Annotated in this window: 14 protein-coding genes; 8 read left to right on the top strand and 6 right to left on the bottom strand. The window is 68.6% G+C overall.

What is annotated here, in order from left to right; all coding sequences use genetic code 11:
• Positions 1-71 precede the first annotated feature (71 nt).
• Positions 72-1,019: a LysR family transcriptional regulator gene (locus ACIQF0_RS47500; RefSeq protein ID WP_401041584.1), complete on the top strand. Its 948-nt coding sequence runs from the start codon at positions 72-74 to the stop codon at positions 1,017-1,019.
• On the opposite strand, the gene ACIQF0_RS47505 is transcribed toward ACIQF0_RS47500, so the two are convergent.
• Both ACIQF0_RS47505 and ACIQF0_RS47510 read right to left on the bottom strand, forming a co-directional pair.
• Entirely contained in the window at positions 1,009-2,169 is a 1,161-nt protein-coding gene (locus ACIQF0_RS47505; RefSeq protein ID WP_401041586.1) for a PQQ-dependent sugar dehydrogenase, read from the bottom strand. The genes ACIQF0_RS47500 and ACIQF0_RS47505 overlap by 11 nt on opposite strands.
• 10 nt (positions 2,170-2,179) lie before the next feature.
• Complete coding sequence (locus ACIQF0_RS47510) at positions 2,180-3,082, bottom strand: alpha/beta fold hydrolase (protein WP_401041588.1); 903 nt, start codon at positions 3,080-3,082, stop codon at positions 2,180-2,182.
• Here ACIQF0_RS47510 and ACIQF0_RS47515 point away from each other — a divergent pair.
• From ACIQF0_RS47515 to ACIQF0_RS47525, 3 genes are all read left to right on the top strand, one after another.
• The gene (locus ACIQF0_RS47515; RefSeq protein ID WP_401041589.1) at positions 3,081-4,025 is read left to right on the top strand and encodes a 2-hydroxyacid dehydrogenase; all 945 of its coding nucleotides are present in this window, start codon (positions 3,081-3,083) and stop codon (positions 4,023-4,025) included. The genes ACIQF0_RS47510 and ACIQF0_RS47515 overlap by 2 nt on opposite strands.
• Before the next feature lie 80 nt (positions 4,026-4,105).
• Complete coding sequence (locus tag ACIQF0_RS47520) at positions 4,106-4,834, top strand: DoxX family protein (RefSeq protein ID WP_360049098.1); 729 nt, start codon at positions 4,106-4,108, stop codon at positions 4,832-4,834.
• Between the two features lie 10 nt (positions 4,835-4,844).
• A complete protein-coding gene (locus ACIQF0_RS47525; protein WP_401041591.1) occupies positions 4,845-5,087 on the top strand; it encodes a hypothetical protein in 243 nt (80 codons plus the stop codon).
• Here ACIQF0_RS47525 and ilvD read toward each other — a convergent pair.
• From ilvD to ACIQF0_RS47540, 3 genes are all read right to left on the bottom strand, one after another.
• Positions 5,084-6,928 (bottom strand): dihydroxy-acid dehydratase, encoded by a 1,845-nt coding sequence (ilvD, locus tag ACIQF0_RS47530; protein WP_360049103.1) that lies wholly within the window; start codon positions 6,926-6,928, stop codon positions 5,084-5,086. The genes ACIQF0_RS47525 and ilvD overlap by 4 nt on opposite strands.
• Before the next feature lie 77 nt (positions 6,929-7,005).
• Positions 7,006-7,431 (bottom strand): vitamin K epoxide reductase family protein, encoded by a 426-nt coding sequence (locus ACIQF0_RS47535; RefSeq protein WP_401041593.1) that lies wholly within the window; start codon positions 7,429-7,431, stop codon positions 7,006-7,008.
• Positions 7,428-7,865, bottom strand: coding sequence for a PH domain-containing protein (locus tag ACIQF0_RS47540; RefSeq protein ID WP_401041594.1), 438 nt, complete (start codon positions 7,863-7,865; stop codon positions 7,428-7,430). Before ACIQF0_RS47540 ends, ACIQF0_RS47535 begins: the two co-directional genes overlap by 4 nt.
• 232 nt (positions 7,866-8,097) lie before the next feature.
• Here ACIQF0_RS47540 and ACIQF0_RS47545 point away from each other — a divergent pair, with 232 nt between their 5' ends.
• From ACIQF0_RS47545 to ACIQF0_RS47560, 4 genes are all read left to right on the top strand, one after another.
• Positions 8,098-9,930: an acetolactate synthase large subunit gene (locus ACIQF0_RS47545; protein ID WP_360049108.1), complete on the top strand. Its 1,833-nt coding sequence runs from the start codon at positions 8,098-8,100 to the stop codon at positions 9,928-9,930.
• Positions 9,930-10,436 (top strand): acetolactate synthase small subunit, encoded by a 507-nt coding sequence (ilvN, locus tag ACIQF0_RS47550; RefSeq protein ID WP_030479767.1) that lies wholly within the window; start codon positions 9,930-9,932, stop codon positions 10,434-10,436. The genes ACIQF0_RS47545 and ilvN overlap by 1 nt, the downstream gene beginning before the upstream one ends.
• Before the next feature lie 23 nt (positions 10,437-10,459).
• Positions 10,460-11,473 (top strand): ketol-acid reductoisomerase, encoded by a 1,014-nt coding sequence (ilvC, locus tag ACIQF0_RS47555; RefSeq protein ID WP_360049109.1) that lies wholly within the window; start codon positions 10,460-10,462, stop codon positions 11,471-11,473.
• A gap of 79 nt (positions 11,474-11,552) precedes the next feature.
• The gene (locus ACIQF0_RS47560; RefSeq protein ID WP_089925599.1) at positions 11,553-11,816 is read left to right on the top strand and encodes a DUF397 domain-containing protein; all 264 of its coding nucleotides are present in this window, start codon (positions 11,553-11,555) and stop codon (positions 11,814-11,816) included.
• On the opposite strand, the gene ACIQF0_RS47565 is transcribed toward ACIQF0_RS47560, so the two are convergent.
• The gene (locus ACIQF0_RS47565) at positions 11,749-12,324 is read right to left on the bottom strand and encodes a hypothetical protein (protein WP_401041597.1); all 576 of its coding nucleotides are present in this window, start codon (positions 12,322-12,324) and stop codon (positions 11,749-11,751) included. The two genes, ACIQF0_RS47560 and ACIQF0_RS47565, sit on opposite strands and share 68 nt — an antisense overlap.
• Positions 12,325-12,667: the final 343 nt, after the last annotated feature.

Genomic DNA, 12,667 nt, shown 5'->3' on the forward strand with positions numbered 1-12,667 from the left:
GAGACCGTCACGTCTCACGCGAGATAGCGAAGGGTGTTGGCCCTATTACATTGAGCGATAACATCGGGCGCATGCGTCTGGAAGTGCGGCATCTCGAACTGGTCGTGGCGATCGCCGATTGCGGCAGCCTGCGCAAGGCCGCCGCCCGCCTGCACCTCACCCAGCCCGCGGTGACGACGCAGCTCAAACGCATCGAGGACCATCTGGGCGGCACGTTGTTCCTGCGCACGGCCGATGGCGTCAAGCTCACGCCGACCGGCCAGGATTTCGTGCAGGAGGCGCGGTCGATGCTCACTCAGCTCGTCACGCTCGAACGCGTAACGCGCCGTAACACGCAAAGCTCCAGCGCCCCTACCAGGCTCGCGGGAATCCCCGCCTATCACTTCGGACTACTCGTCGGCGCGTTAAAGGACAACGTCACGAGTCGCACCATCAAGGAGACGGGCACGCTCACGGCGTTGCTCACCACCGGCGAACTCGACATCGCGGTGATGCGTCAATTTCCCGGTACTCCGCTGACACTGCCGCCGAACGTCGGACACCGCCTGCTCACCCGCGAACCGCTGTTCGCCGGCGTGCCCGAACAGCATCCCCAGGCGCAGGAAGCCGAGATCGGACTCGAGGCGCTGGCCGACGACAAGTGGGTCATGCCCGAGCCCGACGACAGCGGCATGAACGCCCACTTCGCCCGTGAGTGCGCGGCCGTCGGGTTCGAGCAACGGATCGCGCACTTCAGCAGTGAGGCGCACGTCGTGCTGACGCTGATCAGGGAGTCCGGCGCGGTGTGCCCGCTCTACCCGGTCGGCGGCACCCCGCCCGGCGTCGCCCGCCTGCCGATCGCAGGGAACCCGCTGGTGCGCGAGGTCGTGCTGGCCTGGCGCACGGACGCGCCGGTCGCCGAGGAGATCGACGGCCTGTGCGAACAGGTCGGCGCGGGATACCTGAAGCTGGTCGAGGAGAGCGAGGTCTACGCGCGCTGGTGGCGTGCGGGAGGAGAGGCGTTCGCTCTCAGTCCTTAGTGCCGCCGCCGTTGTTCGGCCGCACGATGATGACGACCCGGTCGTCGGACGAGACGGGCTGGCCGCCGTTCTTGTTGACCGTGCCGACCAGCGACGCCGACTCGTTCAGCATCTCCATCGGGCCGAGCAGGCCGAAGCCGTCCTCCGCCATCGCTACCTCCGGCTTCCCGGTGAAGGCGCCGGCGGAGTTCATCGACAACGACTGGTAGCCGGGCGTCTTGGACGTCGCCACGGACAGCTGGTCCGAGAACGACGAGCAGCCCATCACACCGGGCCGGTCCGGCCACGCCCACGCGACCTCGCCGAGCTTGCCCGGGACGACGCGGTAGACCACGTCGCCGCTGGCGGCCCAGTCCGTCACCCAGATCTTCGAGGTGTCGGCCGAGACGCACAGACCGCCGGGCAGCCGCAGCCCGGACGAGACGACCGTGCTGCCGGCCGTCGGGTTGCCCTGGGCTGGCTGGCCGGAACCGTCGATCCGCAGCACCTTGCCCGCCAGCGAGTTCGGGTCGGCGGCGAGCGCGGGGTTCCCGGCGTCACCGGTCGCGACGAGGATCGCGCCCTTGCGGTCGCTCGCCAGCACACCGCGGTTGCCGGAGGGCCCCTTCGGGATGCCGGTGAGGATCGGCTTGGGCGTGTCACCAGGCGCGATGCGCAGCACCCGGTTGTCCGTCGCGGTGGTCACGTAGACGTACGCGAGCTGGTCCTCGGCGAACGTCGCAGACAACGCGAGCCCCGTCAGCCCGCCGTCGGTCGACGCGTCGACCTCCATCTGGGCGATCACGACGGGGTCGACGTCCTTGGTGACCTTGACCAGGCGCCCGCCGCGTTCGGTCGCGTACGCCGCGACGCCGCCCTGGGCGTCGGCGCCGATCGGGGCGACCCCCGTGACGGTGTTGAGGCACGTCGCCACGACGGCGGGGTGGTAGTCCTTGCAGCCCTGCGGCGGCGGCACGCTCTGCGGCGCCGGGTTGCGGCCGGGATCGCCCGGCGTCGGGCGGTACTCGCCCGGCAGCTCGGGCTTCGGGCCTGCCTGCGGGGTCAGCTGTGGCTGGGCGCTCCACTGGGTGGGCGCCGGCTCGTCGGGAAAACTCGCACAGCCCCCTGCCAGCAGGCAGACGGCGGTCAGCAACGCGACGGAACGAACCACGGCTCCCAGGTTAGGTGCGCGACCGTGAGCCCGAAGTGAACGCCTCGGAAGTGGCGAAGTCGACCGACCGGACCCGGTCGAGCAGGAGATCGAGTTCGGCGGCCACCACCTCTGGCGCCTCCAGCGGCAGGTAATGGCTGCACGGCAGCACGCGCAGCCGCGCCTGGGGCAGCGCGCCGACGGGTCCGGACATGCTCTCCGTCGTCGCCAGCAGGTCGTCGCGACCGGCCAGCAGTGTGACGGGGCACACGATCGGGGTGAGGTCCTGGCGCGGTGTCTCGCCCAGCGCGAGCGCCAGCGTGAAGTACCAGCGCCAGTCGTGCTGCAGGAACCGGCTCACCGCGTGCGTGACGGCCTTCGGGTCGCTGCTCGGCTTGATCACGCCGCTGTGCCGCAACAGGAACGTCGTCGCGTCCGTCACCGGGAGGCGGTGCAGCACCTTGTCCAGCACCGGACCGGCCTGCTGCAGCAGCTTCGCGCTGGTGAGCCCGACGAGCCGCCGGACGTTCCTGGGCACCAGCGGCAGCATGGCGTCGAACGAGTCGCCCGGCGCGCCCGCGACGAGCAGCAGGCCCGCCACGCGTTCCGGATGACGCAACGCCAGCTCGGCCGCGATCGTCACGCCCATCGACCAGCCCATGACGACGCACCGCTCGATGCCCGCGTCGTCCAGCACGGCGAGCGCGTCCGACACGTGGTCGTCCAGCGAGATGCTGCGCTCGTCGACCGGCCGGTCGGAGCCCATGGTGCCGCGCATGTACCAGCTGAGCAGGCCACCGCGGTCGGTCAGCGACGGCCACGACTCGGGGCCGGAACCCACGCCGGGGCACAGCAGCACCGGTGTTCCCTCACCCGGTCCCTGCCACGCTCGGATCTTCGTGCCGTCCCACGCGATGACGTCGTGCTCCCGCATGACAGACATTCTGACGTACTTTGCTCTGGTGACGCTCACCGTGCTCGTGCCAGATGATTTCGGAGTTCAAGCGCTGTCCCAGGTGGACGGTGTCCGGCCGGTTCGTTACGTGCCGGGGGAGCCGTTGCCGTCCGACGCGCTGAACGCCGAGGTCCTGGTGCCCAGGTTCCTCGCGGGCACCGACCCGCGCGAGGTGTTCGCGCAGTTGCCGAACCTCAAACTCGTGCAGTTGCTCAGCGCCGGCGCGGAGAACTTCGTCGGCAAGGTGCCGGAAGGTGTGATGCTTTCCACGTGCCGGGGCGCGCACGGCGGCAGCACCGCGGAGTGGGCCATCGGCGCGTTGCTCGCGATATACCGAGACTTCCTCGTTTTCGAACGGGCTCGCGCCGAGGGCCGCTGGGACTACCACCTCACGGACACCTTGCAGGACAAGAAGGTCTTGATCGTCGGCGCCGGCGACCTGGGGGAGCAGCTTCGGAAGCGGCTCGAACCGTTCGACGCCACGGCGACGATGGTCGGCCGCACCGCCAGGGACGGCGTGCACGGCCAGGACGAGCTGCCGTCGTTGCTGCCGGAGTTCGACGCGGTCGTGATCTTCACGCCGATGACCGAGGAGACCCGCCACCTCGTCGACGCCAAGTTCCTGGCCGCGATGAAGGACAACGCGATCCTGGTCAACGGCGCGCGCGGCCCCGTCGTGGACACGGACGCATTGCTCGCCGAACTGAATTCCGGGCGACTGCGCGCAGCCCTCGACGTGACCGACCCCGAACCCCTGCCGGCCGATCATCCACTGTGGACCGCGCCGGGCCTGCTGCTGACCCCGCACGTGGCCGGATCCTGCACGGGGCACGCACAACGCGCCTACGCGATCGCCGCCTCGGAAATCTCCAGGTACGGTGCAGGAGAGCGCCCTCGCAACCTTGTGAACGGCTTGTACTAGGAGTGCGCTAGTCCGTCCGGGTGAACCTGGGCTGCCGTTCGGCTCTCGCGCGCCCGCACGAGGTCTCCTAGCGTGCGGGCGTGGCTACTCACGACAAAGGCTCGACGAGTTCGAGCGCTTTCTCCGACGACTCGTTCTATTCGAGCAGCGGAGGGGGAGTGCACCACTTCGACGACGGGACGGCCAGAGTCGACGGGGACACCGTCCAGTCGTACGACTCGTCGACGAAGGCGTTCGACAACTCGGGCTACACGCCGCTGGAGACGTCCACTGTGGACGACCGGGACGACGACATCTTCGGCGACGACCGCAAGAAGTTCGGCTGGACGGCCGGACCCGACATCGGCCTGCTCGGTCTGCGCGCGGTGCTCGGCGGCATCTTCGTGCTGCACGGCCTGCAGAAGGTCTTCGGGCTCTTCGGCGGCCCCGGCATCAACGGCTTCGCGCAGTCGCTGGAGAAGATGGGCTACCGCGAGTCCGTGGTCCTCGCCTGGGTCACCGGCGTCACCGAACTGGCCGGCGGTGGCCTGCTCGTGCTCGGCCTCTTCACGCCGCTGGCCGCGGCGGGCCTGCTCGCGGTGATGGCCAACGTCATCGCTCTGCAGTACAAGGGCGGCTTCTTCGGTCCCAACGGCGTGGAGCTCGAACTGGCGCTCGCGGGCATGGCGTTCGCGGCGCTGTTCGCCGGACCCGGCCGCGCCGCGCTCGACTACAACCGCAGCTGGTTCCGCCACCCGCTGGCGGCCGGTTTCATCGCGCTCCTGCTCGGAGCGGGTGGCGCGGCGGTCACCTTCTTCGTCTTCCGGTAAGAACTGCCCCGTGCGGAAGAACCTGACGGGAGCTGTGCTCCAGATCGCCCTGCTGGTGATCGGGATTCCGGTCGTCTACCTGGTGGCGTTCCCGTTCGGTCTCACCGCGAAATCCCTGCTACCGCCACTGGGTCTGCTCGCGGGCCTCATCGTCAGCGGTGTCCTGGTCAAGAGAACGAACCAGCCCGTCAGCGGTCCGCTGACGGGCTGGCTGGTCTTCGGCGCCGCTATGGCGCTCGCACTGGTTCTCTAGAGGTCCGGGTTGCGCACGGCACCGGTCGACGCGTCGGTCGCCATCCGCGCGTAGGCCCGCAACGCCGCCGTCACCGGGCGGATCCGGTCCACCGGCTGCCACGGACGCTCGGACGCCTCCATCTTGGCGCGGCGCTCGGCCAGCACGTCGGCGTCCACCAGCAGCTCCAGGCGACGCTCGTGCACGTCGATCAGGATCCGGTCGCCGTTCTGGACGAGCCCGATCGTGCCGCCGCCCGCCGCCTCCGGCGAGATGTGGCCGATCGACAGGCCCGACGAACCACCGGAGAACCGGCCGTCCGTGATCAGCGCGCACTTCTTGCCCAGGCCGGAACCCTTGAGGAACGCGGTCGGGTGCAGCATCTCCTGCATGCCGGGACCACCCGAGGGGCCCTCGTACCGCACGACCAGGACCTCGCCCGGCTGGATCTCCTTGTTCAGGATCGCCGAGACGGCCTGCTCCTGGGACTCGACGACGCGCGCAGGGCCCTCGAAGTGCCACAGCTCCTCGTCGATGCCCGCGGACTTGATGATCGCGCCGCGCTCGGCCAGGTTGCCGCGCAGCACGTTCAGGCCGCCGTCACGGGTGTAGGCGTGCTCGTCGTCGCGGATGCAGCCGCCGGCCGCGTCGGTGTCCAAAGAGGACCAGCGGTTCGACGTCGAGAACGCCTCGGTCGTGCGCACGCCACCGGGAGCGGCGTGGAACAGTTCCAAAGCCTCCGCGGACGGGTTCTCCGCGCGGATGTCCCACTTGCCGAGCCACTCCGCGAGCGTCGGCGTGTGCACCGACGTGACGTCGTCGTTCAGCAGGCCGGCGCGGTAGAGCTCGCCCAGCAGCGCGGGGATTCCGCCCGCCCGGTGCACGTCCTCCATGTGGTAGTCGGAGTTCGGCGACACCTTCGACAGGCACGGCACGCGGCGGGACAGGTCGTCGATGTCCTGCAGCGTGAAGTCGATCTCGCCCTCCTGCGCGGCGGCGAGGATGTGCAGCACTGTGTTCGTCGAGCCGCCCATGGCCATGTCGAGCGCCATCGCGTTCTCGAACGCCTTGCGGTTCGCGATCGTCCGCGGCAGCGCCGTCTCGTCGTCCTCGCCGTACCAGCGACGGCACAGCTCCACGACCACGCGACCGGCCTCGGAGAACAGCTCGCGGCGCGCGGCGTGCGTGGCCAGCGTCGAACCGTTGCCCGGCAGCGACAGGCCGAGGGCCTCGGTGAGGCAGTTCATGGAGTTCGCGGTGAACATGCCGGAGCACGAACCGCACGTCGGGCACGCGGAGCGCTCGACCTCGGACAGCCCGTCCTCGCTCACGGCGGGGGACGCGGACGCGGAGATCGCGGTGATCAGGTCCGTCGGCGCGACGGCGACACCCTCGACGACGACGGCCTTGCCGGCCTCCATCGGGCCGCCGGACACGAACACGACGGGGATGTTGAGCCGCATCGCCGCGTTGAGCATGCCGGGCGTGATCTTGTCGCAGTTGGAGATGCAGACGATCGCGTCGGCCTGGTGGGCGTTGACCATGTACTCGACCGAGTCGGCGATGATCTCGCGGCTGGGCAGCGAGTAGAGCATCCCGCTGTGGCCCATGGCGATGCCGTCGTCGACGGCGATGGTGTGGAACTCGCGTGCGACACCGCCCGCCTCGCGCACCGCCTCGGCCACGATGTCCCCGAGATCGCGCAGGTGCACGTGGCCCGGCACGAACTGCGTGTAGGAGTTGGCGATCGCGATGATCGGCTTGCCGAAGTCGCTGTCGGTCATGCCGGTCGCGCGCCAGAGGGCGCGGGCTCCTGCGGCGTTGCGACCGTGCGTGGTGGTGCGAGAGCGGAGCTGAGGCACTGCTCCTCCAGATTCAGTTCAAGAAAAAGGCGCGCGGGACGCGGGGGTGAGGCGTCCACCAGTCTGGGAGCGGTGCCTCAAAGGTTACTTGTGCGCAGACTCGCCGAGACCAGCAGAGCGGCCAGTGCGAGCGTGATCACGTGCACGACGGTGCACCACAGGCAGATCTTGCCGATGACCAGGAACTCGGCCGCCACCAGGTAGACGACCATCAGCACGCCTGCGCCGACCGCCCCGAGACGCACCCATTTCAGTGCGTCGATCCGCCACGCGAACGGGAGGCAGATCACGGTCAGGAACGCGAAGAAGGCCAGGCCGAGGAACGCCACGGGGATGCCCAGGAGCTCCGACTGCTCGCTCGTGGTCACGGTCTCGCAGTCGATGACCGCGTCCGCCGAGCACAGCAGCGCGTTCGCGTTGAAGTGCGTGTACGTCAGATAAGCCGAGGTCAGCAGGCCCGCGACGGACAGCAGCAGGCTCAGCAGCGGAACTCGTTTGATCACTTCTCCGACTCTACGACCTCTTCCGCGACTTCCTCCGGAACCACTTCCTCCTCGACGACTTCTTCCTTGACCGTCGGGTCGGGCACGCGGCCACCGCTGACCAGTGACAGCGCCGGCAGGTGCATGAACCGCACCGCGGGCAGCGTCACCTCGGACGCGTCCTCCCTGACCGCCCGCAGCCAGCCCTTCTGGACCAGCCGGATCGACTTCACCTCGGACCACTTCAGCGTCGTCGTGCCGAACACACCGCGGGCGACGAGCTCGTCCTCGGTGACGGTCGTGCGGTTGCGGACGACCCAGTACGCGTAGCCGAGCGGGAGAACGTAGAGCGCTTGCAGTCCCGGAGCGAGCCACGCCACAGGGGTGACGCAGATGGCGATCAAACCCGCTGCGAGCAGGGCCGTTGCCGGGATGCGAAAGACCAGCTTCTTCACTCGGACGATTGTTCCACGTCCACGATCCGGGAATTCCATCTCGCAGAGTTGACGCACTCTTGCGCCAGGCGATAACGTCCGCTTCATGCAGCGCACGCTCGTTCTCGTACTTCTCAGGCGCGTCGACGCCTGAGCCGAACAGCCTGCGTCGACGCGCGACCCTCGCACGACCCAACTTCGGGTTGTCGAGGGTTTTTTCGTGTCCGGACCCCGATACCCACGAGGCAAACCAATGACCAGCGCACCATCGCGACAGGCTTCCGAGCCCTCGTCGCCACGTCCAGGTCCGCGGCCCAAACCGGCTCCGCCCACTGGCGCGCCGATTCGAGTGACCGGGGCTCAGTCCCTCGTCCGCTCGCTTGAGGCGGTCGGGTGTGAAGTGGTGTTCGGCATTCCCGGCGGGACGATCCTTCCCGCGTACGACCCGCTGCTCGACTCCACGAAGGTCCGGCACATCCTCGTCCGCCACGAGCAGGGCGCAGGGCACGCGGCGACCGGATACGCGCAGGCCACCGGCAAGGTCGGGGTCTGCATGGCGACCTCGGGACCGGGTGCGACCAACCTCGTCACCCCCATCGCGGACGCGAACATGGACTCCGTCCCCATCGTCGCGATCACCGGCCAGCAGTCGCGGCCGCTCATCGGCACGGACGCCTTCCAGGAGGCGGACATCTGCGGCATCACGATGCCGATCACCAAGCACAACGTCCTCGTGACCGACCCGGCGGACATCCCGCGGGCGATCGCGGAGGCGTTCCACATCGCGTCGACCGGCCGACCCGGCCCGGTCCTCGTCGACATCCCGAAGGACGTGCTGCAGGAGCAGACCAGCTTCTCGTGGCCGCCCGAGATGCGCCTGCCCGGTTACCGGCCGACGACCCGGCCGCACGGCAAGCAGGTCCGCGAGGCCGCGAAGCTGATCGTGGCCGCCCACAAGCCCGTTCTGTACGTGGGCGGCGGCGTGATCAAGGCGGACGCCCACGCCGAGCTGCTGCGCCTCGCCGAGGAGAGCGGCATTCCGGTCGTCACGACGCTGATGGCGCGCGGCGCGTTCCCGGACTCGCACGAGCAGCACATGGGCATGCCCGGCATGCACGGCACCGTCGCGGCCGTCGCGGCGATGCAGAAGTCGGACCTGCTCATCGCACTGGGCGCCCGCTTCGACGACCGCGTCACCGGCCAGCTGAACTCGTTCGCGCCGGACGCGAAGATCATCCACGCGGACATCGACCCGGCCGAGATCTCCAAGAACCGCCGCGCGGACGTCCCGATCGTGGGCGACTGCAAGGAGATCATCACCGAGCTGATCGACGCGCTGCGCACCGAGCGCGAGACGGCGACGAAGGTCGACCTCGCGCCGTGGTGGGCGACGCTGAACTCGATCCGCGAGACGTTCCCGCTGGGCTACGACTGGCCGGAGGACGGCACGCTGTCGCCGCAGTACGTCATCGAGCGGATCGGCAAGCTCTCGCCGGCCGACACGATCTACACGGCGGGCGTCGGCCAGCACCAGATGTGGGCCGCGCAGTTCGTCAAGTACGAGCACCCGCGCACGTGGATCAACTCCGGCGGTCTCGGCACGATGGGCTTCGCCGTTCCCGCCGCGATGGGCATCAAGGCCGGTGAGCCGGGCCGCACGGTGTGGGCCATCGACGGCGACGGCTGCTTCCAGATGACCAACCAGGAGCTCGCCACCTGTGCCATCGAGGGCCTGCCGGTCAAGATCGCCGTGATCAACAACGGCAACCTGGGCATGGTCCGCCAGTGGCAGACGCTGTTCTACGGCGAGCGGTACTCCAACACGGATCTGGGGACGCACAAGCACCGCATCCCAGACTTCAAGCTTCTGGCGGAAGCCCTCGGTTGTGCGGGCCTGCGCGCCGAGTCGCGCGAGGAGGTGGACGAGGTGATCGGAAAGGCGTTGGAGATCAACGACCGCCCGGTCGTCGTCGACTTCGTCGTCGGCAAGGACGCCCAGGTGTGGCCCATGGTCGCGGCGGGCACCGGCAACTCCGAGATCATGGCCGCCCGCGGCATCCGCCCCCTGTTCGATGAGGACCTGTGATGACCAGGCACACGCTGAGCGTTTTGGTCGAGGACAAGCCCGGTGTGCTCGCACGCGTCGCCGGCCTGTTCTCCCGCCGCGGCTTCAACATCGAGTCGCTCGCGGTCGGCCGCACCGAGTACCCCGACATCTCGCGCATGACGATCGTGGTGTCGGTCGACGAGCTGCCGCTGGAGCAGGTGACCAAGCAGCTCAACAAGCTCATCAACGTCATCAAGATCGTGGAGCTGGAGCCGAGCGCTTCCGTTCAGCGACAGCTGGTGTTGATCAAGGTTCGCGCGGACGCGACAGTGCGGTCGCAGGTCCTCGAGACCGTTCAGCTCTTCCGCGCGAAGGTCGTCGACGTCTCCCCGGAGGCCGTCACCATCGAGGCCACCGGCACGTCTGAAAAACTCGACGCGTTGCTGCGCATGCTGGAGCCCTACGGGCTTCGCGAGATCGTCCAGTCCGGCATGGTCGCCATCGGCCGTGGCGCTCGTTCCATCACCGCCACCGCGGTTCGATAGAAACTAGAAAGTAGGGAATTACTGTGAGCGTCGAGATCTTCTACGACGACGATGCCGACCTGAGCATCATCCAGGGCCGCAAGGTGGCCGTGATCGGCTACGGCAGCCAGGGCCACGCCCACGCGCTGTCCCTGCGCGACTCGGGCGTCGAGGTCCGCATCGGCCTGCAGGAGGGCTCCAAGTCCCGCGCCAAGGCGGAAGAAGAGGGCCTCGAGGTCGGCACCCCGGCCGAGGTCTCCGCGTGGGCCGACGTGATCATGATCCTGGCGCCGGACACCGCGCAGCGCCACATCTACGCCAACGAGATCGCCGCGAACCTCAACGAGGGTGACGCGATCTTCTTCGGCCACGGCTTCAACATCCGCTACGGCCTCATCACGGTTCCGTCCGGTGTGGACGTCGCCATGGTCGCGCCGAAGGGCCCCGGCCACCTGGTCCGCCGCCAGTTCGTCGACGGCAAGGGCGTCCCGGCGCTCATCGCGGTCGAGCAGGACGCCTCCGGCAACGCGCAGGCCCTCGCCCTGTCCTACGCCAAGGGCATCGGCGGCACGCGCGCCGGCGTCATCAAGACGACGTTCAAGGAAGAGACCGAGACCGACCTCTTCGGCGAGCAGGCCGTCCTCTGCGGTGGCGCCTCCGCGCTCGTCCAGGCGGGCTTCGAGGTCCTCACCGAGGCGGGCTACGCCCCCGAGGTCGCGTACTTCGAGTGCCTGCACGAGCTCAAGCTGATCGTCGACCTCATGTACGAGGGCGGCATCGCCCGCATGCGCTACTCGATCTCCGACACGGCGGAGTTCGGCGACCTGACCCGCGGCCCGCGCGTCATCACTCCTTCGGTGAAGGAAGAGATGAAGAAGATCCTGGGCGAGATCCAGGACGGCACGTTCGCCAACGAGTGGGTGGCCGAGGACGACAACGGCCGCGCGAACTACAAGAAGCTGCAGCAGGAGGGTGAGAACCACCCGATCGAGGCAACGGGCAAGAAGCTGCGCGACATGATGTCGTGGGTGGACCGCCCGATCACCGAGACCGCCTGACCTTCTTGAAGGCTTTCTCCAAGGGAGGCCCGTGGAGCGTGTGTGACGCTCCGCGGGCCTTTCCGCTAGCTTTTCCCGCATGACGGATAGTGCGCCGATCTACGACGACAAGGCCCACGTGCGCGGCAAACTCGACCTCCGCAACGCGCAGTGGAAGCGCCCGCCGGAGCCGGAGCCGGAAGACGGCCACGTCGAGATCGCCTTCATCGAGCACACCGACGGCGCCACGTACGTCGCCATGCGCAACTCCAAGCAGCTCGAACCCGTCCTCACCTTCACGATGGCGGAGTGGGACGCGTTCGTTCTGGGCGCGAAGGACGGGGAGTTCGACGAGCCCTGGTAGCCGCCAGCACGGCACCGACGACCTCCTCCAGGGGCCGCGTGCCATCGACGATCACCGCACCGAGCCCCCGATAAGTGGCCTCCACGTGCACGTTGTGCCCCAACGCCGCCGCCAGCTCCTCCGGATGCTTGCCGAAGGAGTTCGAAGTACGGGTCCGCAACCGCTCGAGCATCGTCGAGTCGTCGATCACCAGGCACACCACCAGGTCGAAGAGGTCCCACACCTCCGCCTCGTTCTCGACACAACCGCAGAGGAACGCATCCCGCTCCCCGGCCTCCTCGACAAGCCCCTCGACCCGAGCGCGGCTGATCCGCCACCCGAACCGGTCGAGCCACCCCTGCGGCACAGGATCAGGCGGGTCGGCGACGACCTCCCCGCTCACCCGGTCGACCCACCGGTTGAAACCCTCCCAGTCGGCGTCGACCGCCAGTTCTTCCTTGCTCTTGAGCAGCGAGCAGACCGCAGACTTCCCGGCCCCCGACGCCCCGGTGATCCACACGAGCGGCACAGCCGAAGCGTCCCACGGCAGGCAACGCGATAAAGCGCACGCTGTCACCCGCACTCGCCAACGCAAGGCGACCACGACGCACGCCCGGCGCGCGGTACCAACAGGCGCGGCACTCGCAAGGCAACCACGTACGAAGCCTGGCGGCGCGATGCCGAAGGCGAGCCGTGTGAACCTCTGCCGCCTGGGTAGCGGTGCACCCCGCTCATGGCGATTGGGGCTTGACCTTGAGGGGCTGGGTGCCACCCTCGTGGGCTCGGCCGGGGCGCTCTTCACCCCGGTCTTTGAGGCCGACTACGCGCCCAGCTAGAGGCTCAAGGTCAAGCCCCAATCGCAACCCCGCACT

The organism is Lentzea sp. NPDC092896 (genome assembly GCF_044754905.1).
GTDB lineage: Bacteria > Actinomycetota > Actinomycetes > Mycobacteriales > Pseudonocardiaceae > Lentzea.

What these genes read in the sequence shown, in the direction of transcription:
- ACIQF0_RS47560 (WP_089925599.1), top strand. Translation starts at nt 11,553, where the DNA reads ATGACGGATAGTGCGCCGATCTACGACGACAAGGCCCACGTGCGCGGC.
- ACIQF0_RS47510 (WP_401041588.1), bottom strand. Translation starts at nt 3,082, where the DNA reads ATGCGGGAGCACGACGTCATCGCGTGGGACGGCACGAAGATCCGAGCG.
- ACIQF0_RS47545 (WP_360049108.1), top strand. Translation starts at nt 8,098, where the DNA reads ATGACCAGCGCACCATCGCGACAGGCTTCCGAGCCCTCGTCGCCACGT.
- ACIQF0_RS47500 (WP_401041584.1), top strand. Translation starts at nt 72, where the DNA reads ATGCGTCTGGAAGTGCGGCATCTCGAACTGGTCGTGGCGATCGCCGAT.
- ilvN (WP_030479767.1), top strand. Translation starts at nt 9,930, where the DNA reads ATGACCAGGCACACGCTGAGCGTTTTGGTCGAGGACAAGCCCGGTGTG.
- ACIQF0_RS47515 (WP_401041589.1), top strand. Translation starts at nt 3,081, where the DNA reads ATGACAGACATTCTGACGTACTTTGCTCTGGTGACGCTCACCGTGCTC.